Raw genomic sequence first — 24,394 nt, forward strand, 5'->3', positions numbered from 1 at the left:
AACGGACGGACACGTGGCGACGGGCGGCCGGGCCGCACGCCGAACCGGCGAGCCCGGCCACGCGTGTCCGCCGTCGGCTCAGTCGCGGTGCAGCCTCACCGGGAACGACTGGAGGTCGTTCTGCGTGAGCACCGGCTGGTTGAGGATCTCCCCGACCGGTACGGCCAGTTGCAGGTCCGGGAAGCGGGAGAAGAGCGCCGGGAGGGCGATGCCCGCCTCCAGCCGGGACAGGGCCGCGCCGGGGCAGATGTGCGGTCCGTGACCGAACGTCATGTGACGGTTCGGCGAGGGGCGGGCGACGTCGAACTCGTCCGCGTCGGGGCCGTGTTGATCGGTGTCGCGGCCGATGGCGCGATAGGAGACGACCAGGCCCTCGCCCTTGCGGACGACGCCCTCGCCCACCTCGACGTCCTCGGTGGCGAAACGCATCAGCAGATGCGTCGAGGGGGTGTCCCAGCGCAGCGTCTCCTCGATGACGGCGTCCCAGCCGACTTCTCCGTCCAGGACCATGCGCAGCTGGTCGGGGTGGGTGAGCAGCGCCCGTACGGCGTTGAGGATCAGGCCGATCGTCGTCTCGTGCCCTGCCGCGACCATCGCCTTCAGGTTGCCGACGACCTCCTCCTCGGTGAGGGGTTCGCCGCCCTGGTCCGCGAGGATGAGCGCACTGGTCAGATCGTCGGAGGGTTCGGCTGTCCGGGCCCTGACCATGTCCGTGAAGATGCCGTCGAGTTCGTCGATGACCGCGAGCCGCTCGTCCTGCGGGGTCAGCATCGAGAAGAACGCCTTGTAGAGGGTGTGCAGCCGCGGATGCAGAGCGGGGTCCACGCCCATCAGCTCGCTGATCACCGACATCGGCAGCGGCAGCGCGAACACGGACTTCAGATCCACCGCGTCGTAGGCGCCCTTGCCGGCCAGCTCGTCCAGCAGCCGGTGGGTGATCCTCTCGATGACCGGACGCATGGCTTCGAGGCGTCGCGGGGTGATGGCCTGCGCGGTCTTCGTACGCAGCCGCCGGTGCTCTGCGCCGTCCACGGTGAACATCGAACGGCCCGCGTCGATCATGCCGATCAGCGGCCATTCCTCGGTCACTTCGCCCGTCCGGTACAGCGTCCACTGGTTGATGTCCTTCACCAGACGCGGGTCCGTCAGCAGGCGGCGCGCCTCGGCATGGCGGGTGACGGACCAGGCCGGGACGCCCATCAGTTCGATGCGGACGAGCGGGCCGGACTCACGGAGCCGGCGCGTCTCCTCGTCCAGGTTCCGCACCATGGGGTCGATGACGATCGGGCACTGCGCGGCCGGGGCACCGCTCGGCGCGGCCCCGGCCTGCTCATGGTGCGCCGGTGAGGGGGGTGTGGGAGCGCTCATCGTGTGCCTTTGATGGGAGGGGTGGGGGAGAAGTGCACAGGCAGGGCCGTCACCCCCTGCTGGAACGCGGAGGGCCGCCTGGTCAGGGACTCGGGGGGAACGGTGAGGTCGATCTCCGGCAGCCTGTCGAGGAGGACTTCGATGCCGACCCTGACGATGGTCTCGGCGATCTCCTGCGCCTGGAACGGGCACTGGAACTCGCCGTGGCTGAAGGCGAAGTGGGCACTGTTGCCGCCCCGCAGGCCGGTGTCCGCCCCCTCCGAGGTGACGTGCACCTTGGGGTCGGCGTTGGCGCCGGCGAGGCCGAGGAGCAGCAGGTCACCGGCGCGGATGTGCTGTCCGGCGAGCCATGAGTCCCAGGCCGCCCAGCGTCCGGGAAGGATCTGGGTGGGCGTCTCCTCCCAGAGCACCTCGTTCATGGCCTCGGGGATGCTGCGACGGCCGCCGGTCAGCGAGGCGGCGAACCGGTCGTCGGTCAGCATCAGACGGACCGAGTTGCCGATCCAGTCGGAGGTCGGGAGGTGGCCTGCGGCGGTGATCGCCATCAGGTCCAGCGCGTACTCCTCGTCGGTGAACGGCTCCGGGTAGGCCATCATCCAGGAGGTGACGTCCGGGCCGGGCTGGGCCCGCTTGGCCGCCACCAGCTCGTTCATCATTCTGCCGAACGTCGTGAAGCCCTCCAGCGCGTCTGCACCGCCGTCGGCCAGGGCGCTCATCGCCTTGCTGAGGACGGGCGACTCCTCGTCGGTGAAGCCGAGGATGCGGGCGAGCACCAGGAGGGGCAGCGGCTTGGCGTACTCGGTGATGATGTCCGCCTCGCCGCGAGAGCAGAAGCCGTCGAGCAGCCGGTCGGCCAACTCCTCGCAGTGCTTGTTCAGTTCGAGGGGACTGATGTTCTCCATGGCGCTCTGCACCATCTCGAGGTGCCGCCTGTGCTCGTCCCCGACGGTGTAGTAGATGGACGGGCGCCGCTCGCCGATCATCGGCCGCAGCGGCCAGTCCTCGGGAAGGTTGTCCCACTGGTTCCACAGGCCCGAGTCGCGGGGGAAGGCCGCCGAGTCGCTCGTGACCTGGTACATCTCCTGGTACCCGATGACGAGCCAGGCCGGGATGCCGGCGGGCAGCACCACCGGTACGACGGGACCGTGGTCGCGCCGCATCTCGCGGTACAGCTCGGTCGGGGCCGTCTCGAAGCGGGGGCCGAACAGCGGTACGGCGTCGGAGTGCGCGGGGCACTGGGGCGGCGGGGTGCTCCCCGCGCCGAGGGCGTCTTGATACGCCGTCACGACACAAACCTTCCATGTGGGGGATCGCGACCTATTGCGTACGCGGGAACTGGAACAGCGTGACCGGAGTACGGTTCCAGCGACGCGGCGTGAGGGAGCTGGTCAGGAACCCACCGCGTGTGCGCCGTCACGCTCGTCCGCACCAGGGGCGAGCGTGCCCTGGGCCCGGTCGGGCCCGACCCTTGCTCTCCGTTCACCTCCGCATTTGCTGCCTGGCGCGCTACTTCAGCGCCTGCGAAGTCGCGCCGCCGGACGCACAGATGACCCTGCCGTCCCGCCTGCCCCCCTGGGCACCAGAAGCTTAGAGCTGAGTGCGGAGCGGGTCGAGAGCGGGAGCAGGTCCATTCACCTGGGCATCCACTTCGGGGGCGTCGGGCGCCAGATGTGTCGGACTCGTGCCGGATGTGCGGGCCGGCGCGTACCGCGGGACGGCACGCCACCCGGAGCGCGGACTGCCGGGCGTGCGGGCGCCGGCGGTACGAGAGCGTGACGACACACCGACGGGGCGGGTGCCGCAGCGCTGGTTCGCGCGCGACGCCCGCCCCGTCGGTGTGCGACGGTGCCTCAGGCAGACCGGGAGCTGTGTGGACCCCCGGCTACCGTGCGGCGGTCATCCGGTCACTTGACGGCGACGGCCGTCCAGGCGGCCTCGACCGCCTTGGTCTCGGCGCTGTCGGCGCCGAAGAGGTCGTTGGACGCCTTGACGGTCGCCTCACGGGCCGCCTTGTAGTCCGTGTTCTCGGTCATGTTCTCGGTCAGCGCCTTGAACCAGATCTCCTGGGCCTTGGTGATGCCGATGCCCTCGATGGTGGAGCCGTCGGAGGTCGGCGAGTCGTACTCGACGCCGTTCTTCTCGGACTTGCCGCTGCCCATGGACATCAGGAAGAACCAGTGGTTGGCGATGCCGGACGAGTAGTGCACGTCCACGTCACCGGCCTGGTCGCTCCACTCGTCGAGCGAGTTGCCGTCCTTGCTCGGCTTGTCCATGTAACGGAGCGGCGTGCCGTCACCGTTGATGTCGATCTCCTCGCCGACGAGGAAGTCGGCGACGTCCTCCTTGTTCTCCGGGGCGTGGAACTCGGTCGCCGCCGCGAAGATGTCGGAGGTGGCCTCGTTCAGGCCGCCGGACTCGCCCGCGTAGACCAGACCCGCGGTCGTGGAGGTGACGCCGTGCGACATCTCGTGGGCCGCGACGTCGAGCGAGGTGAGCGGGGCCTTGTTGCCCTCGCCGTCGCCGTAGGTCATGCAGAAGCAGCTGTCGTCCCAGAAGGCGTTGACGTAGTTGTCGCCGTAGTGGACGCGGCTGGGCGCACCCTTGCCGTCACCGGCGATGCCTTCGCGCTTGAAGACGTCCTTGAAGAAGTCCCAGGTCTGCATGGCGCCGTAGTGCGCGTCCACAGCCGCGGTCTGGGCGTCCTCGGGCTTGCCGGTGCCCCACTTGTTGTCCTCGTCGGTGAAGTCCTTGCCGTCACCGCTCTCGCCGTTCTCCAGGTTCGTGGTCTTGCTGCCGCCCCTGGAGGCGTCGCTCAGCGTGAACTTGCCGTCCGCGCCGTCCGTGGTGAGCTGGACCTCGCCGCTGTACATGCTGGCGCCGGTGCCGTCCGCCTCGTGGATGCCCTGGAACTCGAAAATCTTCTTGCCGGTCTTCGCGTCCGTGATGACGTGCAGCTGGTTCGGGGCGCCGGACTTCTGCGTGCCGCCCTCGACCGTCTCCCAGGCCAGCACCGGCTTGCCCTCGAGCGCGAAGACGACCTGGCGCGGGGCCTTGCTGCCCTTGGCCTTCGGCGTGGCCGGCTTCGCGGAGGCCTTCACACCCTTGGTGGACACGGCGACGTCGGCCTTGGTGCCCTTGGTGACGCCGGTGTGCTCACCGGACTTCGACTTGTGCACGACGAGGTCGCCGCCGAGGACGGGCATGCCGTCGAAGGTGCGCGCGTAACGGACGTGCGTGGCGCCGTCCTTGTTCTTGACGACGTCCTTGACGCGCAGCTCCTCCTTGGAGCCCAGGCCGAGGGCCTTGGCGTCGGCGGCCTTCACCTTGGCGGTGTCGGCCTTCTTGATGAGAGCGGTCTTCTGGGCCGCGGACAGCTTCATGGCCGTGGCACCGGCACGCATGCCGGAGTCCTCGGCGGACGAACCGGCCGTAGCGGTACCCGCGGTGATACCCGCCACGAGGAGTGCGGCGGTTGCTGCGAACGCGGATATCCGCTGCTGCTTGGTGAGGGACTTCACGGAGTGGCTCCTTCTGCCGTGGGGGCCGGACGGCTGCGTCGGCTGCCGCCCGGGCAGAACTGTGGAACTTGGGTTACGAATAGGCGTGCGTCACTCGAACGCGCGAGTAACAAGAGCAGCCTGCCATCGAGCACGTGTGCATGTCACCGTTTCGGGCAGAGAGTGTTCACAGCTTGACCAGAACTTTGTCCGCTGAGTCGAAGCCCGTCTCCGGATAACGGACGTACCTGACCTGGGAATTGGTACTTCCCCAGGTCGCGTGCCCGCGAGGTGGTCCAAACCTGTGGCGGTCACGGTGGCCCCCTACGGCACTCCCTGCACGAGACTTTCACGCCACGCCTCGTGCAGACCGGCGAACCTGCCGTTTCCGGCGATGAGTTCCGCCGGCGGTCCGTCCTCCACGATCCGCCCCTCCTCCATCACGAGGACCCGGTCGGCGACCAGGACCGTGGAGAGCCGGTGCGCCACCACCACGGCCGTGCGCCCTCGCAGAACCGTCAGCATCGCCTGCTGCACGGCGCGTTCTCCCGGTACGTCCAGCGAAGAGGTCGCCTCGTCCAGGATGAGCACCGCGGGGTCGGCGAGCAGCGCACGCGCGAACGCCACCAACTGCCGCTGCCCCGCGGAGATGCGGCCGCCGCGCTTGCGTACGTCGGTGTCGTAGCCATCGGGCAGCGAGACGACGAAGTCGTGGGCGCCGAGGGCCTTCGCCGCCTTCTCGATCTCCGAACGCGTCGCGTCGGGACGGCCGATGGCGATGTTCTCCGCCACGGTGCCGGAGAAGAGGAAGGCCTCCTGGGTGACCATCACGACGCTGCGGCGCAGCTCGGCGGCGTCCAGATCGCGCAGGTCCACGCCGTCGAGGAGGACGTGCCCGCGGGTGGGATCGTAGAAGCGGGCGAGGAGCTTGGCGAGGGTGGACTTGCCCGCGCCCGTGGCGCCGACGACGGCTACGGTCTGCCCGGCGGGCAGCGTCAGATCGAAGGCGGGAAGCACTTCGCCGCCCGTGCGGTAGCCGAAGGCCACCCGGTCGAAGACGACTTCACGTCCCTGCCCGCCGCTGCGGCGGGCAGGAAGCCCGCGGGGTGCGGCCGGTTCCGGCACGGCCGGCCGCTGGGCCAGGAGACCTGCGATCTTCTCGAGCGAAGCCGCCGCGGACTGCCAGGAGTTGAGGAACATCCCGAGCCGGTCGATCGGGTCGTAGAGCCGGCGCAGATACAGCGCGGACGCGGCGAGCACGCCGAGCGCGAGCTCGCCGGAGGCGACGCGGTGGGCACCCCACAGCACCATGGCGGCGAGCGCGGCGTTCGCGGTGAACCGGGAGAGGACGACGTAGCGCGCCATCTCCAGCAGAGCGTCGCCGTTGGCCTGCCGGTGCACTCCGTTGAGCCGTGCGAACGACTCGTCGTTCGCACGCTCACGGCGGAAGGACTGGACCGGGCGGATGCCGTTGACGGTCTCGGCGAACTTGACGATGACGGAAGCCATGGCCGTCGACTTGTTCCGGTACACGCGAACGGAGCGGCGCTGGAAGTCGCGTACGAGCAGCGCCAGCGGCACGAAGCTCGCGACGGCGGCGGTTCCCAGCCCGATGTCCAGCCAGAGCAGCATCCCCAGGATGTAGATGACGGAGAGCACGACGGCCATGAGCTCCTGAAGCCCCTCGTCGAGGAGTTCGCGAAGCGCCTCGACGTCGGTGGTGGAGCGTGAGATGAGACGGCCCGAGGTGTAGCGGTCGTGGAAGTCGACGTCGAGCGCCTGGGCGTGACGGTAGATCCGGCCCCTCAGCTCCATCAGCACCCGCTGGTTCACGCGGGCCGCGGCCACGATGAACGCGAACTGGAGCCGTCCGGAGGCGAGCGCACAGCCGAGATACGCGACGCCCACGGCGACGAGCGGACCGCTCTCGCCCCGGCGCAGCGCGGGGACGGCGTGGTCGATCGCGAAGGCGACGAGGAGCGGGCCGGCCTGCACGGCGGCCTGCTGGAGCAGCAGCAGGAGCGCCGCCACCGCCACTCGCCGGCGGCGGGGACGCAGCAGGGAGGCGAGGAGGGAGCGTGCGGCGTGCGGCGGTGCGGGAAGGACGTCGCTGTCGAAGACGTCCGCCTCGGGGGGCTGTGGGGGACCGGTGGCCGCCTCGCCGCCCGCGCCGTCCTCCGCACGTGCCTGCCCGCGCTTCCCTCCGCCGTCCGGTCCGCTCCCGCCGTCCGGTGCGTCCGGGGTGTCCGGGGCTCCCGGGCCGTGCGGTCGGCGTCCGGCCGATGCTGCGGCGTTCCCCTCCTCCGGGTCCTCTTCGCGTTCCACCGGCCGCAGTGTGCCCGTCAACTCGGCTCCCCCTCACACCTGTTCCGGTCGCCGGCGCCGAGGCCGCCGCCGAGCTCGCCACCCCCGGTTCCGTCGCCGGTTCCGTCGCCGGCCCCGCCGTTCTCGCGGCCCCCGCCGGACCTTCCGTCCCCGCCGGACCTTCCGTCCCCGCCGTTCATGCCGTCCCCGCCGGTCATGCCCGCCGTACGCTCGCCCGTCATCAGATGCCGGTACTCGGCGCTGCGCTCCAGCAGTTCGTGGTGCGTCCCCACAGCGGTGACGCGTCCTCCCGACAGCAGCGCCACGCGGTCCGCGAGCTGCACGGTCGACGGCCGGTGCGCGACGACGAGAGCGGTGGTCGTCGCCAGCACCTGACGCAGCGCGGCCTCCACGGCCGCCTCCGTGTGCACGTCGAGAGCGGAGAGCGGATCGTCCAGCACGAGGAAGGCCGGCTGCCCCACCACCGCACGGGCGAGGGCGAGCCGTTGCCGCTGCCCGCCGGAGAGGCTCAGGCCCTGCTCCCCGACCTGGGTGTCCGCGCCGTGCGGCAGGGCACCGACGAACTCCGCCGCCTGCGAGACGCGCAGCGCGCCCCGGAGGTCGGCCCGCTCCTCGGGACGCCCGGCGTGCGGGGACCCGCCGCCGGGAGCTCCCGCCGCGCCGTACGTCCCCGCCGCCCGCGGCTCCGGCACGCCCGCGTCCTCAGCAGGGGCCGAACTGCCCGCCCCCATCAGCACGTTCTCCGCGACGCTCGCCGAGAAGAGAGTCGGTTCCTCGAACGCCACGGCCACGCGGGAGCGCAGCTCGGCCCGGCCGAGGGTGGCGATGTCGTCACCGTCGAGGGTGATGCGTCCGGCTGTCGTCTCGTGCAGACGCGGGACGAGTGCGGTGAGGGTCGTCTTGCCGCTGCCCGTCGCGCCGACGAGCGCCATCGTCTCGCCGGGGCGCACGTGCAGGTCGACTCCGTCCAGGACGGGCGGGCTGCCGGGAGGCGCGTCGGGGTAGCGGAAGCGGACGCCCTCGAACCGGAGTCCGTCCCCGCGCCCGGCGGGGCCCGGCCCCTCCTCGCCGCTCGCCTCGCGGAGCACGTCCGGCGGGACCGGCTCGTCCATGACCTCGAAGAAGCGGTCGGTCGCCGTCGCCGACTCGTTGCTCATCGCCAGCAGGAAACCGAAGGAGTCGACGGGCCAGCGCAGGGTCAGCGCCGTGGAGACGAAGGCGACCAGGGTGCCCGCCGACAGTTCTCCGTCCGACACCTGCACCGTGCCGAGCACCAGTGCCGCACCGATCGCGATCTCCGGCAGCGTCATGATCAGCGCCCAGATCCCGGCCAGCAGGCGCGCCTTGCGCAGCTCCGTGTCGAGCAGCCGTCCGGAGAGTGCGCGGAAGGCCCGCGCCTGACTGCGGTGCCGTCCGAATCCCTTGATGATGCGGATGCCCAGGACGGCTTCCTCGACGACGGTCGTGAGATCCCCGATCTGGTCCTGCGCCTTACGGGCGGCGAGCGCGTAGCGCTTCTCGAAGACCGTGCACAGCATCACCAGCGGAATGACCGGACCGAGGATGACCAGCCCGAGCGTCCACTCCTGCGCGAGCAGCACGACGCAACCCACCACCACGGTCACGCTGTTGACCAGCAGGAAGGTGACCCCGAAGGCCAGGAACATCCGCAGCAGCTGAAGGTCCGTCGTGGCCCTGGAGAGCAACTGCCCGCTCGGCCACCGGTCGTGGAAGGCGACGGGCAGCCGCTGAAGACGGCCGTATATGTCGGCCCGCATCGCGGCCTCCACGCCCGCCAGCGGACGGGCGTTCAGCCACCGCCGCAGTCCGAAGAGCGCGGCCTCCAGCACGCCGACAGCCAGCAGGAGTGCCCCGCCCAGCCACACACCGGCGGTGTCCCGCTCCGCCACGGGGCCGTCGACGAGCCACTTCAGTACGAGCGGGACGACCAGGCCGGTGCAGGAGCCGAGGATCGCCACGAACGCGGCTGCGGACAACCGTGCCCGCACGGGCCGGACGTACGGCCACAGGCGCAGCAGCGAACGCACCGTGGACCTGTTGCCCTGCCCTGTGCCGCCGCGGTCCTCTGCACCCGCACCGTCCCCTGTGCCCCCGCGGTCCTCTGCACCCGCACCGTCCCCTGTGCCGCCCACGCCGTCCCCCGTGCCGCTCACCGTTCCGCCGCTCGTGCCGTCCGCGGTTTCCGCACAGCTAGGGCACGTCGTTTGGATCTTCGCGGGCTCGCGACGCCCGGCCCGCCCATCTGCTGCGTTGTCGGAGCCGCCCGAGTACGCCCAGTACGAGGGCGATCCTCCGCCTGGCATCTGGACGCACCGGACGCCGCTCGCCGACCCACGAAGATCCAAACGACGCACCCTCGTCCCGTCACCGGCAGTCATCGAAGGTGAGACTACGGTCGGGCGCTCATGTCCTTCACCTGCTTTTTGTCGCGGCCGAGTCGGTCCTCGCCCGGCGGCCGTCCACACGCGATGCTTCCGGCACAGGGGCCTCTCGCGCACCCGCGTGAGCGATTCGTTTCCCATGCGGCGGCGGGTCGTTGGTCTCCTTACGGACGAACTTCACGGGGAGTGCGGACATGGAACGGGTGGGGCGGGCGGTGCGGTCAGGCAACACGGCATCGGTGTGGAGAGGCGGGCTGCGCGCATGCGCGTTCGGTCTGCTGGGTGCACTGGGCGCTCTGGTGTCGGGCTGCGGCACGTTCGTCGAGACGCGTACTCCCGCGCAGGTCATCAAGGTGACGCCCGCCGACGGCGCCAAGCGCGTGGAGGCGGGCGAGAAGCTCCGGGTGTCGGTGGTGGACGGCACGCTGAAGCGGGTGCGGGTCACGCTGCGGAGCAAGGGCGCCCGGCACGGACTGCCCGGCCGCGTCTCGGCCGACGGCCGCACCTGGCTGCCCCAGGCGTCCCACCGCCGGCTGAAACTCGGCAGCAAGTACGCCGTCGACGTGGTCGCCGAGGACGCCGACGGCCGACGCTCGGCACGTCACACCACGTTCACCACCAAGCCGCAGCCCCGCCGCGTCATCGGCTTCTTCACGCCCGAGCACCGGCAGACCGTCGGCACGGGCATGATCCTCTCGATCAAGTTCAACCGTCCGATCGAGGAGCGGGCCGCTGTCGAGCGTGCCGTCCGTGTCACCGCGAAGCCTTCGGTGCGTGTCGCGCCGCACTGGTTCGGCAACTCCCGACTCGACTTCCGCCCGGCGGAGTTCTGGAAACCGGGCACCCGCGTCACCCTCGATCTGCGGCTGCGGGGCGTGCGGGTGGCACCGTCCGTGTACGGGGTGCAGCGCAAGCGCGTCCATTTCACCGTCGGGCGAGACCAGCGCACAGTCGTGGACGCCGGCCGCCACATGATGACGGTGCAGCGGGACGGCGCAGTGGTGAGCCGGGTGCCCGTCACAGCGGGATCGTCGAAGAACCGCACGTACGAGGGCCACATGGTCATCAGCGAGAAGTTCGACGTGACGCGCATGAACGCCCGGACCGTCGGCTTCGGCGGCGAGTACGACATCGAGGACGTACCGCACGCGATGCGGCTCACCGAGAGCGGCACCTTTCTGCACGGCAACTACTGGGCTCCCAGGCGCACTTTCGGCAGGGCCAACGTCAGTCACGGATGCATCGGGCTGCACGACAAGAAGGGCGGGGACCCGCGCAGCGCCGCGGGGGCCTTCTACCGCAGCTCGCTGGTCGGGGACGTGGTCACGGTCAGGAACTCCGGTGAGCGTACGGTCGCGCCCGGCAACGGCCTCAGCGGCTGGAACATGCAGTGGCGGGAGTGGACTGCCGGGTCCGCGCTGGACTGACGGCTGGACCGGCACCATCGGTCCGGCCGTCGGTCCAGCCGTCGGATCGGCAGCTGGATCGGCAGCCGGACCGGCACCCGACGTGGCCTGCACTGTCGGCACCGGCCTCGCGGAACGCCGGCGGCCGCCCGGACGCTGCGGTCCGTCAAGATCATGGGGGTGCACGGGAAATCGCGACGGAACAGTGACAATCGCGGGGATCCCCTCGCCAGCACGGTGTGATTATCTAGCGGCGGAGAGTTGTATTTCGCGTCGGGGGTGCACGCCGAGTGGTGCGCGAGCAGCCGTGCGAGGGGAGTAGCCCGCTGTGGATCTGAAGGCCGTCGCCAAGGACGTCAAGGAAAAGCTGAACCCGGAGGCGATACGGGGGGACAGCAGGGCCCAGCTCATAGGCGGGTCGGCAGTAGGACTGGTGGTGCTCGCCGTGGTGCTGCTGCTGACCCTCACCACCTGCGGGGGTGCGGGCAGCGGGTCGGGCGAGCAGGGTGCGGGCAAGGACGACAGCGACAAGCCCTCGCAGGCGGTTCTCGACATATCCCCCAAGGACGGCGCGGACGGTGTGGGGACCGACGGGGCGCTGAAGATCGAGGCGTCCAAGGGCAAGCTCGTGAAGGTCCGGGTCGAGGACTCCGACGGCAACGAGATCAAGGGCAGGATCGCGGAGCGGGGCACCTCCTGGCTGCCGGCCACCCACCTGGCCACCGACACCAAGTACTCCGTCGAGGCGCTCGCGAAGGACTCCGAGGGGCGGGAGAAGACGAAGCGCGCACGCTTCACCACCCTCAAGCCCGACAGCACGTTCATAGGCCGCTTCACACCGGAGGACGGCGACAAGGTGGGCGTGGGGATGCCCGTCTCGATCAACTTCAATCACGCGATCAAGGACCGTAAGGCTGTCGAGAAGGCGATATCCGTGACCGCCGACCCCGGGGTCGAGGTCGAGGGCCACTGGTTCGGCGACAGCCGCCTGGACTTCCGTCCGGAGGAGTACTGGAAGGCCGGCACGAAGGTCGAACTCGATCTGAACCTGGACGGTGTGGAGGGCTTCGACGGCGTCTACGGCACCCAGGACAAGTCCGTGAACTTCGAGATCGGGCGCAGCCAGGTCAGTGTCGTGGACGCGAAGAAGAAGCAGATGACCGTCACCCGGGACGGCAAGGAGATCAAGAAGGTGGACATCACCTCCGGCAGCCCGGAGAACCCCACCTACAACGGCCGCATGGTGATCAGCGAGCGCCACAAGGTGACGCGGATGGACGGCCGCACCGTCGGCTTCGGACGCGACGAGGACAACGGCGGGTACGACATCAAGGACGTGCCGCACGCCATGCGCCTGTCCACCTCCGGCACCTTCATCCACGGCAACTACTGGCTGCCGCAGTCCGCATTCGGCTCGACGAACGGCAGCCACGGCTGCGTCGGACTGTTCGACAAGAAGGGCGGCGGCGACAAGGGGACGCCCGGCGCCTGGTTCTTCAACGAGTCGATCGTCGGCGACGTCGTGGAGATCAAGAACTCCAAGGACAAGACGATCCAGCCCGACAACGGCCTCAACGGCTGGAACATGGACTGGGACGAGTGGAAGGCGGAGCAGGACTAGGTTCTGCCCCGACCCGACCCGACCCTACCTGCCCCGCCCGCCCGCGGTGGCGCCACGAGGGTCACCGGCCCCCGGTGCTGTGAGGAACGGCACCGGGGGCCGCACGCGTAACGGCCGTTAACCTTCCCCCATGACTGTGAATCTCGAAGTCGCCGAAGGCGTCGGCACGATCCGCCTGGACCGTCCCCCGATGAACGCCCTGGACGTCGCCACCCAGGACCGGCTGCGTGAGCTCGCCGAGGAGGTGTCCGTACGCGAGGACGTACGAGCCGTGGTCGTCTACGGCGGGGAGAAGGTCTTCGCGGCGGGGGCGGACATCAAGGAGATGCAGGCCATGGACCATGCGGCCATGGTGTCGCGGTCCAAGGGCCTGCAGGACTCCTTCACCGCTGTGGCCCGTATCCCCAAGCCCGTCGTGGCCGCCGTCACCGGCTACGCACTGGGCGGCGGCTGCGAGTTGGCGCTCTGCGCGGACATCCGCATCGCCGGTGAGCGGGCGAAGCTCGGCCAGCCGGAGATCCTGCTCGGTCTGATCCCCGGTGCGGGCGGCACCCAGCGGCTCTCCCGCCTGGTGGGACCCGCCAAGGCCAAGGACCTCATCTTCACCGGGCGTCAGGTCAAGGCGCCGGAGGCGCTGCAGATGGGGCTCGTCGACCGGGTCGTGCCGGACGAGGAGGTCTACGCCCAGGCGGCGGCGTGGGCGGCGCAGCTGGCGGCCGGACCGGCGATGGCGCTGCGTGCCGCCAAGGAGTCCGTCGATGTGGGTCTGGAGACGGACATCGACACGGGTCTCGCCGTCGAACGGAACTGGTTCGCCGGACTGTTCGCCACGGAGGACCGGGCGACGGGCATGCGCAGCTTCGTCGAGGAGGGCCCGGGCAAGGCCAAGTTCCGCTGACCTTCCGGGGCTTCGGCCGGCGTCCTTCCGTCCGGGCGAGGCGGGGCTACCCGCAGAAGCACTCCTTACACCAGCGAGTGGGTGCGCACGTCCCCTCCCGCGTGCGCCCCACCTTGTGGGGGAATGGACAGAAACTCGGCCGGGCACGGGACACGCCGCCTCCGCCGGCCCGTCGTGATCATGCCGGCTTGCGTGTCGTCGCTGGTCGCCGAGGTTCTGGTCCGCCGGGGAAGGTGGCGCGACGTCAAGTGGCCGATGCCCCGGAGGAGTTGGTTCCGCAATTGGGAATCTGAGGTAACAGCCCCACGACTCCCCAGCTCCCGCCATGATGGTGGCCATGGCGGGACAGGGAGAAGTGGCGAGCGTGACCGAGCGAGTGCCAGAAGTCCCGGGTGAACCGACGAACGACGACTTTGCGAACAGCGTCCTCGATCTCGTCGGTGACCCGACGATCGAAGAGGTGCGGCTGCCCAACCGCCCCGAATCCGCCCGTTGCGCGCGCGAGATGGCCCGCACCGTGACGGAGTCGCACTGGGGCCTTCCCGGCGCCCTCGTCGACGACGCCGTACTGCTGGTGTCCGAACTCGTCGGCAACGCCGTACGTCACACCGGCGCGCACGTCTTCGGGCTGCGGATGATGAGACGCCGCGGCTGGATCCGCGTCGAGGTGCGCGACCCCTCCCGCGGCCTGCCCTGCCTCCTGCCTGTGCACGGCCTCGACACCAGCGGACGGGGGCTGTTCCTCGTCGACACGCTCTCCGACCGCTGGGGGGTCGACCTGCTTCCGCGCGGGAAGACGACGTGGTTCGAGATGAGGATCACCACTCCCTGACGTCCTGTCACCTTTGTGTACGACCACCCGGGTAGTGCCTTCCGAGAGTGCTACTGTGCGCCGCTGAACGCGAGTTACCGGCGCGCGGCGCCACCGGGGGCAGCGCTGTGCCAGACAGAGATACGGGGACGGATGACTGTGCAGTACCGGTACGCGAGAGCGAAGCGGCCGCTCCTTTGCACGACGTTGCTGACTCTCGCCCTTCTCACGGGATGCGGCGGGGAGTCCGGCAGCGGAACCGGGAACGAGAAGTCCGCGAACGGGACGGGCAGGACCGCGGGCGGCAAGGACGACTCGTCGGAGGCGGGGAGTTCGCCGTCCTCGCCGGCGGCCGACGGCAAGGACACGGGCGCCTGCCGCGACGCGCAGTGCGAGGTATTGGTCACCGCGGGCGACGTGCTGCGGCCCCAGGCTTCGTACGGCATCCAGCAGTTCACCGTCGAGCAGATCAGAAAGGGAGTCGTCTCCTGGCGGACGGTCTTCACCACCGGCTCCGCCTCGATGCAGACACGCGGTTCGTCCCTCTCCTCGACCAGCTGCACGGGTGGCGAGTGCAACGGCCGGCTCGGCAGGGCGGTGGGCAGGCTCGAGACGGACAAGGTCATCATCGATTTCAGCTTGATCGACGACGACAGCGCCGTGGCGAAGCTGACACCGAAGAGGTAGCGGCAGCGGCCTTCCGCCACTGCCGTTCCGGCACGGCGGCCGCCAGGACGCCCGGCGCCCGCAGCCGTCCGTCAGGCCGCAGCGGGCGCTCCGGCCGCTCCCGTCCGGGTGGTTGTCCGAGCGCACCGGCCGGGTGACGCACGAGGACGCACGGCGGTAGTCGGTTCCGTCAGCCGGCACGCGGCGCGTTGACGGCGGAGCCCGGCGACGACCGGCACACTCGACGACCTGGACGGTGGGACGCCCGGCGAGGTGGAGTCGCCCCGTACGGCGTCGTCGCCCCGCCGAAACGGCAGCGGGGAGCCGGGCGGCCGCGCACCTGCGGAGCCGGCGGCCTGCGAAGAGGAGAGGAGCAGCTCCACATGAGGATCGAGTCCGCGGAGACCGTCGTCACCAGCCCGGGACGCAACTTCGTCACGCTGCGCGTGGTGACCGCCGACGGGCTCACCGGTCTGGGCGACGCCACTCTCAACGGCCGGGAACTGGCCGTCGCCTCCTATCTCCGCGACCATGTGGCGCCGCTGCTGACCGGGCGGGACGCCCGGAACATCGAGGACACCTGGCAGTACCTCTACCGCGGCGCGTACTGGCGGCGCGGCCCCGTCACCATGGCTGCGATCGCCGCCGTCGACACCGCGCTGTGGGACATCAAGGCCAAGGCGGCCGGGATGCCGCTCTACCAGCTGCTGGGCGGCGCGAGCCGGCGCGGTGCGCTCGCATACGGACACGCATCGGGCCGCGACGTCCCCGAACTCCTCGACTCCGTCCGGGCGCACCTGGCGGACGGTTACCGCGCCATCCGCGTGCAGACGGGCATTCCCGGGCTCGACTCGGTCTACGGGGTGGCGGCCTCCGCCGCCGGCTCCGGCGAGCGCTACGACTACGAGCCCGCGCGCCGCACGGCGGGCGGCCCGGTCCTGCCGGTGGAGGAGACGTGGGACACCCGTGCGTACCTGCGCCATGTGCCGAGCGTCTTCGAGGCCGTGCGCGAGGAGTTCGGGCCGGAGCTGCCGCTGCTGCACGACGGGCACCACCGGATGACGCCGATCCAGGCGGCGAAGCTGGGCAAGTCCCTCGAACCGTACGACCTGTTCTGGCTGGAGGACGCGACTCCGGGCGAGGACCAGGCGGCGCTGCGGCTGATCCGTCAGCACACCACGACGCCGCTGGCCATCGGCGAGGTCTTCAACTCGGTGCACGACTACACCACGCTGCTCGCGGAGCGGCTGATCGACTACGTACGCTCCGCGGTCACCCACACCGGGGGCGTCACCGCCATGAAGAAACTGCTGGACCTCGCCGCCGTGTACGGGGTCCGCTCCGGCATGCACGGCCCGACGGACATCTCCCCCGTCGGCATGGCGGCGCAGCTGCATCTCGACCTGGCGGTGCACAACTTCGGCATCCAGGAGTACATGCGCCACTCGCCGGAGTCCCTGGAGGTCTTCCGCACCTCCTGGACCTTCGACGAGGGCCTGCTGCATCCGTCCGACGCCCCCGGCCTGGGAGTCGACCTCGACCTGGACGCCGCGGGCCGCTTCCCGTACGAGCCGGCGTACCTGCCCGTGAACCGGCTTGCGGACGGCACCGTCCACGACTGGTGAACCGGGCGTCGGGCCCGGTTCACCAGTCGGGGCGGCCGACTGCGGTCGAGCGGAGGGGAGTTCAGCGCTTCCTGTACTCGGCGCCGACCTTCTCCGCCTCCCGCTGCCCCTTGCGCAGCGCGGCCCCGACACTCTGCTCGCCCGCGATCGCCGCGCTCAGCTCCTCGGACACTTTGTCCCCCAGCGTCGTGAACTCGGGAACGCCGACGAACTGGATGCCGGGTGCGGGACGTTCCTGCACCCCGGGGTCGCGCGGATCGGCGTTGCTGATGGCCTTCTCGGTCTCCTCGTCGAACGCGCCCGCGGCCTTCTTGTACTCGGGCCTGTCGAACGTCGACCGGCGCTTGCCCGCGGGCACGTTGGCCCAGCCGAACTCCCGGCCGACCAGCGCCTCGTACTCCTTGCTGGAGGCCCACGAGATGAACTTCCACGCGTCGTCGGACTTCTCCGAGGACTTCTGGATGCCCCATGCCCAGGTGTAGAGCCAGCCCGAGGAGCGGGTCTTCTCGACGGGAGCCGGTACGTACCCCATCTTGCCCTTGACGGGTGAGGTGTCGGCCTCCAGGGAACCGGCGCCGGCGGTCGCGTCGTACCACATGGCGGACTTGCCGCGTTTCATGTTGCTCAGGCAGTCGGCGTAGCCGGTACGGGACGCGTCCGGCTCCCCGTACCGGCGTACGAGACCGACGTAGAACTCCGCGGCCTCCCTGAATCCGGGGGACGTCAGCCGGGCGTTCCAGCGTTCGTCGAACCAGGTGCCGCCGAAGGTGTTCACGACCGTGGTGAACGGGGCGGTCATCTCACCCCAGCCGGGAAGCCCACGCAGGCAGATGCCGGTCATGCCCGTCTCCGGGCGGTCGGCCTTCTCGGCCAGTTCGGCGACGTCCTGCCAGGTGGGGTCGGCGGGCATCTTCAGGCCCAGCTGTGCGAAGACGTCCTTGCGGTACATCAGGAAGGAGGATTCGCCGTAGAACGGTTCTGCGTAGAGCTTGCCGTCCCTGCCGCTGAGGGAGAGCTGCAGCGGGAGCAGGATGTCGGACTGGTTGAAGGCACGGTCCCGGGCGATGTACGAGTCGAGCGGTTTCAGCCAGCCTCGGTCGGCGTAGGTCCGCGTCTCGTAGTTGCTGACGGTGGCGACGTCGTAGCGGCCGGACTGGTTCGCGAAGTCCCTGTATATGTGCTTCCGTACCTCGTTCTCGGGCAGCGGTGTGAAGTCGACCTCGATGCCGGTCTTCTTCGTGAAGTACCGGGCGGTGAGCTTCTCCAGCTCCAGCATCTGCGGGTTGTCGACCATCAGGACCCGGATGACTCTCTCGTCAGGGGAGTCGTCGTCCAGGCCGCACGCGGTGAGCAGGCCGGCGAGGACGACGGCCGCCGCCGCGCTCCGTGCTGCTCTTCCTCCGAGTAAGGACATATCCACCGCTCTCCTCGTCGTGATCGTTCCGCGGTCCCGCGAGGGCGTCCGGCGGCTGCCCGGGTGCGGGATGCCAGGCCGTGCGGAGAGTTCTACAAGCCCGAACGCGGCGTGATCTGGCCCGGATCGCCCTCAATCGTGCCTGCTTCTGCCCGCTCCGGACTGCTTCGCCTCCGCTCCGACCTGTGTACAACTCCCTGACGGCGCTGAACAGTTGCCCGACCACGCTGCTGCAGTTGCCCGTCGGCGGTCCGACGGGCCGTCCGCGGCGGAACCGGCGTGACTGGCTGATAAGAGCGGTCGCGCCGCCCCGCGGCCGGACCTGAGCGGCGCCTCGTGCGGCGGCCTCCCGTATGCGGTGCATGCCTCTCATCCGGACGCCGTCCAGGGCGTCAACCGGCCGAGGACGTACGGGCGTCGGCGGCATGCACCGGCCGGAGGGCGCCGGCCGTGAGACCCGCGGGGGAGGAGCACCCGGAGGAGCTGCCGACGACAGGTGCCGTCTGCCGCGCACGCCTGCCGTGATAGACCAGCGCCGGCGGCAGGTTGCCCCACACGGTGCGTCCTGCGACCACCTCCTCGAACGCCTCGTGGAGCATCCGCCGGAAGCGCAGAGCCGGTGCGAGACGTCTCGCGTGCACATAGCCGAACGTGGTGAAGGCGCCCTCCGGCGCGAGTACCCGGCTGATCGCCGAGAGGGTCTCGGACTGCACGTCCTTGGGGAAGGAGGCCCAGGGCAGCCCGCTGACGACGACGTCTGCCCTGTCGTGACCGTGCTCGGCGAGCAGCTGCGGCAGCTGTGCGGCCTGTGCGTTGAGCACGTCGACACCCGGGAAGCGCTCGCTGAGCCTCTCGGCGAGCTGCGGGTTGATCTCTATCGCGAGGTGCCGGCCGCGCCCGCGCAGCTGCTCCTGGATGGTGCCGGTGAACGCTCCCGTGCCGGGGCCAAGCTCCACCACCACGGGATCCCCGCGTTCCGGTACGGGGGCCGTCACCGCTTCGGCGAGTCTGCGGGAGCTCGGGGCCACTGCGCCGGTGTCGATGGGCGACCGCAGGAATTCGCGGAGCATGGTGCCGGTCTCGCTCGTCAAGCTCATAGCCTCTCGGGATCGTTCGTCGGTGGCGTTCCGGGAGTCTGGCTGGGCGCACAATCCCTGGCGAGACGGCCGGCCCGCGCGCAGCCCGCAGCAGTTGCAGGACGACGGCGCGGAGCGGCCCAGTGCGCTTGCGGGCACCACCGTACCTACGGTCCGGGGGCCCACGAAGACGGGTCGCAGTACGGAGACGAGACCCACACGCACCCCCCTCCGGTCGCCGTCGCGACTGCTGCTCCGGCCCCCGGTCCGGCTTCCGCTTTCCGGCTGCCGGGCAGCGGCGGGAGCAGGCGGGGCGCCGTCCCGTGACGGCGCCGTCAGCGCAGGAGCAGTTGCAGCCCGCCCAGCACGGTGGCTCCGATCACGAGCCGCTCGAACAGCACCTGATCGATACGGTCCACGCACAGCTCCCCCACGACTGCGCCCGGCAGGACGAAGAGGGCGAGTGCGGCGTCCAGCAGCAGGGAAGGGCCGTCGATGAGACCCGGACCGGCGCTGAAGGGCACCTTGACCACGTTGACGATGAGGAAGAACCAGGCGGCGGTGCCGAGGAAGCCGAGTTTCGCGAACCCGCCGTCGAGGACCGGCCCGCTCGGGGACGCGGCTCCTACGCGGACGCGGGCTGCCGCTCCACCGCGACCAGGGCGGCGTCGTCCCCGAGGCGCCCGCCGACGTGGGCGAGCAGGTCGCGCTTCAGATGGTGCAGAAGCGCCTCGACGTGGCAGTCCGTCCAGCTCTGCATGCGCTCGGCGAGCGGATAGAAGGTTCCGGCGGAATCGCGGGCCTCGGTGACGCCGTCCGTGTACAGCAGCACCTTGTCCCCGGCTTCGAGCGTGAACTCCTCCACGTGGTAATGCGGGGTGGCCAGTTCGCCGAGTCCCATCGGAGGCGCGGGCCGGCGGGCTTCGACGGTGGAGACTCGGCCGTCGCGCACCACGAGGGGCGGAGGGTGGCCGCAGTCGACCATGCGGACGGTGTCGTCCTCGTCGGGGATGTCGAGGATCGCAGCGGTGATGAAGCTTTCACCGGATCTGCCGCCGTCGTCCTTGTCGCTGAGGTTCCACGTGACGCTCCCGTTGAGGTGGGCCGCCAGAGCATCGAGCGGTGCCTGGCGGGGCCCGGCGAGGTGGAACGCGTCGAGCAGCAGCGCGGCGTCCCCGACGGTCGGCATGCCCTTCCCGCGGGCGTCGCCGATCAGCAGGCGGGTGCCGGTGCTGGTGCGTTCCACGGCGTAGACGTCGCCGCCGATCTGGGCCTCGGCCTCGGCGGCGAGGTACAGGGAGGCGACCCGGAGGGGGCCGATCTTCTTCGGCAGGGGCCGGAGGATGAGGCGCTGGGCGGTCTCGGAGATATGCCGGACCTGCCTGAGCTCCCGGTTCCGCCGCTCCCGCAGCACGCAGAACAGGACGAGGCTGGCGCCGACCAGGACCAGGGCGACGATCTGCGCCTGGTGGTTGGCGGAGAAGAGTTCGTCCTTGTCGCGCAGCAGCGCGATGATCACCTGCGCCGCCACCGCGAGGACCGCGACGAGGGCGGTCGTGCGAGGTCCCCCGAAGGCTGGAGTGATCGCGGGTGCCGCGATCAGCAGGGGACCCAGGTGGATGTGAGGTGGCGCGAGGACGTCGACCACCACGACGGTCATCAGCAGTGCGACCGGGAGGAGCACCATCGCCGGACTCGCCCGGAGGGACCGGCGGAGATCAACGAACCGTTGCGCCATACCTCTTCTGTACACCGCCGGTGACGGGGGCGCACCGTGAGGCCGGAGCACCCGCGGGCCCGGCTCTCCGGGGCCGGTGTCCGGCCCGGACGCCCGCGGTGCCCGGCCCCGGCCCGGTGCTGTCACTCCGGCCCGGCGCTGTCACCCGGCCCGCCCCTCGGCCCGGCCGCCGCTCAGGCCTCCGGCTTGCGGCAGGTGACGGTCACCATGGGGGCCTGCTCGCTGTACTCGGCCCCCGCCCAGTCGCTGAAGCGGCCCTCGGGGACGAGCCCGGCACGGCGTGCGTACGCGTCGATCTCCTCCGGGGCCGTCAGCCGTGACAACTCCGACCCGATCCGGTTGCGACCGTCCTCGTACCAGATGTGCGAGCAGTGCCACAGGTCGTCCCCCAGCAGGGTGGAGTGCGTCTCCAGACCGGTGTCGGGCTGCGGGAACGGCACGAAGAAGCTCGTGCGCCTGCGGCCTTCGTGCAGCGCGAGCACGGCGGGCTTGTTGTGGGTCTCGATCACCAGCAGACCGCCGGGCGTGAGCATGTCGGAGGCCCGCTGAAGCACCTTCTGCTGATCCTCAGGGCTGGTGATCATGGAGAGGGTCGCACAGACGACGTAGACGAGCCCGAACTGCTCGTCGCTCACCCACTCCCTGATGTCGGCGTGCACCGGCACCACGAGTGACGCGTCGGGGTCGGCCTCCAGACCGGCCAGCATCTCGGGGGAGGAGTCGACGCCGGTCACCTTCCCCACGTGCCTGGACACCGGTACGGCGATGCGCCCCGTGCCCACGCCGAGCTCGCAGGTGCCCGCGTCCGGGTCCGGGTGCAGGGCGGCGAGCTGGGCCGCGGAGTCCGCCGCGGACTCGTCCTTGGGGAAGAGCCGGTCGTACCAGCCCTCGAACTGCGCTCCGTACCCGACGTCCGCTACGTCCTCTGCCATGCGCAATACCTTCTCTTCCGGCTCTTCCGGCTCTTGCGGTTCTTCTGGCTCTTCCGGCTCTTCCGAAGCAGGCGGGGCGCGCGTTCCGTGTGTCCCCGACGGGGGGCGGGGGACCCGGGCACGCGCGCCCCTGTTCCCGAGGAACCGCCGGTCAACGCGCCAGCGCGGGGCTGGGGACCGGGTCCATCGGGGTATAGGGGGAGATGAACATCATCTCCGGCTCCTCGCTCATGTCGTAGCCGGTGGAGCGGGCGAAGGCGAACTGGAATCCCTTCACGCGCCCGCCGTCCCCGGATTCACGGATCTCGCGGCGGAGATAGCCCACCAGCGTGCGGTACGAGGGCAGCTTCGTCAGCATCTGGAACCCCTCTTGGAGGAAGCGGACGAGCTCGTCACCGACGTCGAAGATCGACTTGCCGAGTCGGCGGTCGGGGAACCAGAACGCTTGCAGCAGGGTGCGTTCCGGGTTCAGCGGGAGCTGAATCCACTCCGAGGTCTCGTCGTCGACCGAGAGCGTCCGGTAGAGGAGGTGGGAGTCGTGAACCCCCGGATTGGGTGCGAAGAAGCGCCAGTTGGGGACGACACTCAGCGCGTCCCTGGACCGCATGCGGTCGAAGAGCTTGTTCGGGTGCTGTGCGATCACCGTGGTGGCGAGCATGGCGGCACCGGCGAGACGCCATCCGGCGCCGGGCCCCTGCACTGCTTTCCTCAGCGTGGTCGTGATGCTCACTGGACGGCCTCCTGCTGCTGGTCCGAGGTCTCGACGCTCCCGGCTGCGAATCGGGCGATCGCCCTCGCCGCACGGATCGCGTGGTCGGCAGTGGTGAGGATCCCGTCGTGCGTCGCACCCTCGACGACGAGCGACTGCGCGCCGTTCACATGCGCCTTTGCCAACTCGTCGTGCATGAGGAGCTGTTGGGGGTCACTGTCCACGGTGCCCTGTGCGGAGATCACAAGACCCCGGCCCGGTGTCGGCGGGAGGTCGCCCCGGAAACTGCGGAAGTCCTCCTCCAGGGCCGCCCATTCACGTGCCGCGGCCGACCACAGCCTGCTGTCGGCGTACTGCGCGAACGCGCTGTCGCCCGCGTACTTCGGCAGCTGATGGACCCAGTGGGGGCGTTCGAGCAGGGCGCCCGTCCCCAAGCGCAGGAACCACGTCATGTGCGTGAACAGCTTCCGCAGCATTGCCGCGCTCTCCGACTGCTGGGCGGAGCGGTTGAGTTCGGCCGGATGGGAGGAGTCCAGGTAGACCACGCCCTCCAGTTGGTCGCCGAGCAGCGGTGCCGCGCGCCGTACGAGTTCTCCTCCGAGCGAGTGGCCGGCCAGGATGACCTTCCGCTCCTCGCCCACCGTGGCACGCACGAGGTCCACCAGATCGTCGACGGATTCCCGCAGACGGTACGGACCTTCGGCGTTGCGGGAGGAACCCGCGTAGCCGGCACGGGCGTACGAGACCAGTCCCAGTTCGGTCTCGGTCGCCAGGTTGCCGGTTATCCAGGCGAAGTGCTCCGGTGTGGCGGACAGCCCCGCCTCGAAGACGACCACCGGCTGTCCGGCCTCTCCATGGGTGTGCACCCGGTACTGGAGGGTGTTGCCGGAACGGGCAGTGTGCTTGCGGCTGTCGGGAGGTCCGTCGATGACGGCGGTACGGCGCTGCGCGGCGAAGAGCACGGCCCTGGCCCCGGCCACGGCGAGTGCGGCTGCGAACAGGGGGAGTATCCGGTCGTCGCGTTTGGCTCCCACGGGATGGGATTTCGGGACGGCCGTGTACGCGACGAGCGGGTGCATCGAGGTGAAGGCGGTGAGGAACCGTCCGAGCCCCATCAGGTAGGCGTTGGCCCCGTGGAAGAGGACCGCCGACCCGATCACGGGACGGATGAGGCGGCCGCCGAAGGCGTAGAGGACGGGGAACCCGCATTCCAGGGCGAGCACCGAGTGCGTGAGGTACTTCGCCGTCCTCGGGTGCCTCTGCGTCCAGGCCCACATGCCCTCGTGTCCGTAGGTGCGCGTCCGCATGATGCCCGGCAGTGCTGAACCGTCGCGCCATGCCGGGCCGAAGAGCTTCACCCAGCCCGAGATGGAGTAGGAGAGGCAGGACTGGAGGGCGACATACCACGCCAGGGCGTCCTTGGCCTCCTCGGAGCGCACGAGCCGCGCCGCGCCGGTAGCGCCCTGCACGGTGAGGGAGACCTGGTCGGTTCCGTCGGTGCCGAAGATGTGACGGGGGTAGATGAGCATGCCGCTGACCGAAAGGTACAGATTGGCCGCTCCGCGCCATCGGTGGTTGCCGGGGAGAAGCAGGGATGCGGCCACCGCGGCACGGCTGGCGTGGATTGCGGTGGTGGCACGGGGCTCGGACACCGCGTCGAAGACCTTGCGCAGAAGGGGGTTGCTGCTCCGCCGGCTGCCCCGGAGGATCGCCCAGTCGTTCATTCCTCCGGGGAGGATCTGCTTCCGCTGGGTGAGGTATTCGAGCGAGGAGTTGAGGGTGGTGAGAGCACCGAGACGTTCGGAGAGTCCGATGGCCCGGTCCCGCTCCATACTCGGGCTCTTCAGCACGGTTTGTGCAATGCGGCGCAAAGGCCTCAGGTTTCTTCGCATGTTCTGCGTCCCCT

At 70.1% G+C, this 24,394-nt stretch carries 17 protein-coding genes and 1 pseudogene; 6 read left to right on the top strand and 12 right to left on the bottom strand.

Annotated elements, in window-relative coordinates; genetic code table 11:
• Positions 1 to 78 precede the first annotated feature (78 nt).
• From ACFPA8_RS06810 to ACFPA8_RS06830, 5 genes are all read right to left on the bottom strand, one after another.
• A complete protein-coding gene (locus ACFPA8_RS06810) occupies positions 79 to 1,368 on the bottom strand; it encodes a cytochrome P450 family protein (RefSeq protein WP_386443777.1) in 1,290 nt (429 codons plus the stop codon).
• Positions 1,365 to 2,654 carry a cytochrome P450 gene (locus tag ACFPA8_RS06815; RefSeq protein WP_386443780.1) on the bottom strand — a complete coding sequence of 430 codons (1,290 nt, stop codon included), beginning with the start codon at positions 2,652 to 2,654 and terminating at the stop codon, positions 1,365 to 1,367. Before ACFPA8_RS06815 ends, ACFPA8_RS06810 begins: the two co-directional genes overlap by 4 nt.
• A gap of 618 nt (positions 2,655 to 3,272) precedes the next feature.
• Positions 3,273 to 4,886 (bottom strand): M4 family metallopeptidase, encoded by a 1,614-nt coding sequence (locus ACFPA8_RS06820; protein WP_386443783.1) that lies wholly within the window; start codon positions 4,884 to 4,886, stop codon positions 3,273 to 3,275.
• A 303-nt stretch (positions 4,887 to 5,189) separates the two neighbouring features.
• Complete coding sequence (locus ACFPA8_RS06825) at positions 5,190 to 7,190, bottom strand: ABC transporter ATP-binding protein (protein ID WP_386443786.1); 2,001 nt, start codon at positions 7,188 to 7,190, stop codon at positions 5,190 to 5,192.
• Positions 7,191 to 7,207: 17 nt separating this feature from the next.
• Positions 7,208 to 9,238: an ABC transporter ATP-binding protein gene (locus ACFPA8_RS06830; RefSeq protein ID WP_386444685.1), complete on the bottom strand. Its 2,031-nt coding sequence runs from the start codon at positions 9,236 to 9,238 to the stop codon at positions 7,208 to 7,210.
• A 548-nt stretch (positions 9,239 to 9,786) separates the two neighbouring features.
• Here ACFPA8_RS06830 and ACFPA8_RS06835 point away from each other — a divergent pair.
• The 6 genes from ACFPA8_RS06835 (at position 9,787) to manD (ending at position 16,619) form a co-directional block, all read left to right on the top strand.
• Positions 9,787 to 11,019, top strand: a complete 1,233-nt coding sequence (locus ACFPA8_RS06835) for a L,D-transpeptidase (RefSeq protein WP_386443789.1) — start codon at positions 9,787 to 9,789, stop codon at positions 11,017 to 11,019.
• Positions 11,020 to 11,326: 307 nt separating this feature from the next.
• On the top strand, positions 11,327 to 12,619 hold the full coding sequence (locus ACFPA8_RS06840; protein ID WP_386443792.1) for a L,D-transpeptidase: 1,293 nt from the start codon (positions 11,327 to 11,329) through the stop codon (positions 12,617 to 12,619).
• A gap of 130 nt (positions 12,620 to 12,749) precedes the next feature.
• Positions 12,750 to 13,517, top strand: a complete 768-nt coding sequence (locus tag ACFPA8_RS06845) for an enoyl-CoA hydratase/isomerase family protein (protein ID WP_386443795.1) — start codon at positions 12,750 to 12,752, stop codon at positions 13,515 to 13,517.
• A 325-nt stretch (positions 13,518 to 13,842) separates the two neighbouring features.
• A complete protein-coding gene (locus tag ACFPA8_RS06850) occupies positions 13,843 to 14,349 on the top strand; it encodes an ATP-binding protein (protein WP_386443798.1) in 507 nt (168 codons plus the stop codon).
• Positions 14,350 to 14,481: 132 nt separating this feature from the next.
• Complete coding sequence (locus tag ACFPA8_RS06855) at positions 14,482 to 15,015, top strand: hypothetical protein (protein WP_386443801.1); 534 nt, start codon at positions 14,482 to 14,484, stop codon at positions 15,013 to 15,015.
• 362 nt (positions 15,016 to 15,377) lie between these two features.
• On the top strand, positions 15,378 to 16,619 hold the full coding sequence (gene manD / locus ACFPA8_RS06860) for a D-mannonate dehydratase ManD (protein WP_386443804.1): 1,242 nt from the start codon (positions 15,378 to 15,380) through the stop codon (positions 16,617 to 16,619).
• 61 nt (positions 16,620 to 16,680) lie between these two features.
• Here the strand turns inward: manD and ACFPA8_RS06865 are convergent, their stop codons facing one another.
• The 7 genes and pseudogenes from ACFPA8_RS06865 to ACFPA8_RS06895 all read right to left on the bottom strand — a co-directional run bounded on the left by ACFPA8_RS06865 (position 16,681) and on the right by ACFPA8_RS06895 (position 24,320).
• Positions 16,681 to 18,033, bottom strand: coding sequence for an ABC transporter substrate-binding protein (locus tag ACFPA8_RS06865; RefSeq protein WP_386443807.1), 1,353 nt, complete (start codon positions 18,031 to 18,033; stop codon positions 16,681 to 16,683).
• A gap of 392 nt (positions 18,034 to 18,425) precedes the next feature.
• The gene (locus tag ACFPA8_RS06870; protein WP_386443810.1) at positions 18,426 to 19,124 is read right to left on the bottom strand and encodes a class I SAM-dependent methyltransferase; all 699 of its coding nucleotides are present in this window, start codon (positions 19,122 to 19,124) and stop codon (positions 18,426 to 18,428) included.
• A 320-nt stretch (positions 19,125 to 19,444) separates the two neighbouring features.
• Positions 19,445 to 19,708, bottom strand: a pseudogene (locus tag ACFPA8_RS06875) (sulfite exporter TauE/SafE family protein); the annotation flags it as partial.
• 26 nt (positions 19,709 to 19,734) lie between these two features.
• Positions 19,735 to 20,847, bottom strand: coding sequence for a PP2C family protein-serine/threonine phosphatase (locus ACFPA8_RS06880; protein ID WP_386443813.1), 1,113 nt, complete (start codon positions 20,845 to 20,847; stop codon positions 19,735 to 19,737).
• 173 nt (positions 20,848 to 21,020) lie between these two features.
• Complete coding sequence (locus ACFPA8_RS06885; RefSeq protein WP_386443816.1) at positions 21,021 to 21,779, bottom strand: class I SAM-dependent methyltransferase; 759 nt, start codon at positions 21,777 to 21,779, stop codon at positions 21,021 to 21,023.
• Between the two features lie 151 nt (positions 21,780 to 21,930).
• Positions 21,931 to 22,509 carry a hypothetical protein gene (locus ACFPA8_RS06890; RefSeq protein ID WP_386443819.1) on the bottom strand — a complete coding sequence of 193 codons (579 nt, stop codon included), beginning with the start codon at positions 22,507 to 22,509 and terminating at the stop codon, positions 21,931 to 21,933.
• A complete protein-coding gene (locus ACFPA8_RS06895) occupies positions 22,506 to 24,320 on the bottom strand; it encodes an alpha/beta fold hydrolase (RefSeq protein WP_386443822.1) in 1,815 nt (604 codons plus the stop codon). The genes ACFPA8_RS06890 and ACFPA8_RS06895 overlap by 4 nt, the downstream gene beginning before the upstream one ends.
• Between the last annotated feature and the right edge of the window lie 74 nt (positions 24,321 to 24,394).

Origin of the sequence: Streptomyces ovatisporus, from assembly GCF_042653885.1 — a bacterium.
Classification (GTDB): Bacteria; Actinomycetota; Actinomycetes; order Streptomycetales; family Streptomycetaceae; genus Streptomyces; species Streptomyces ovatisporus.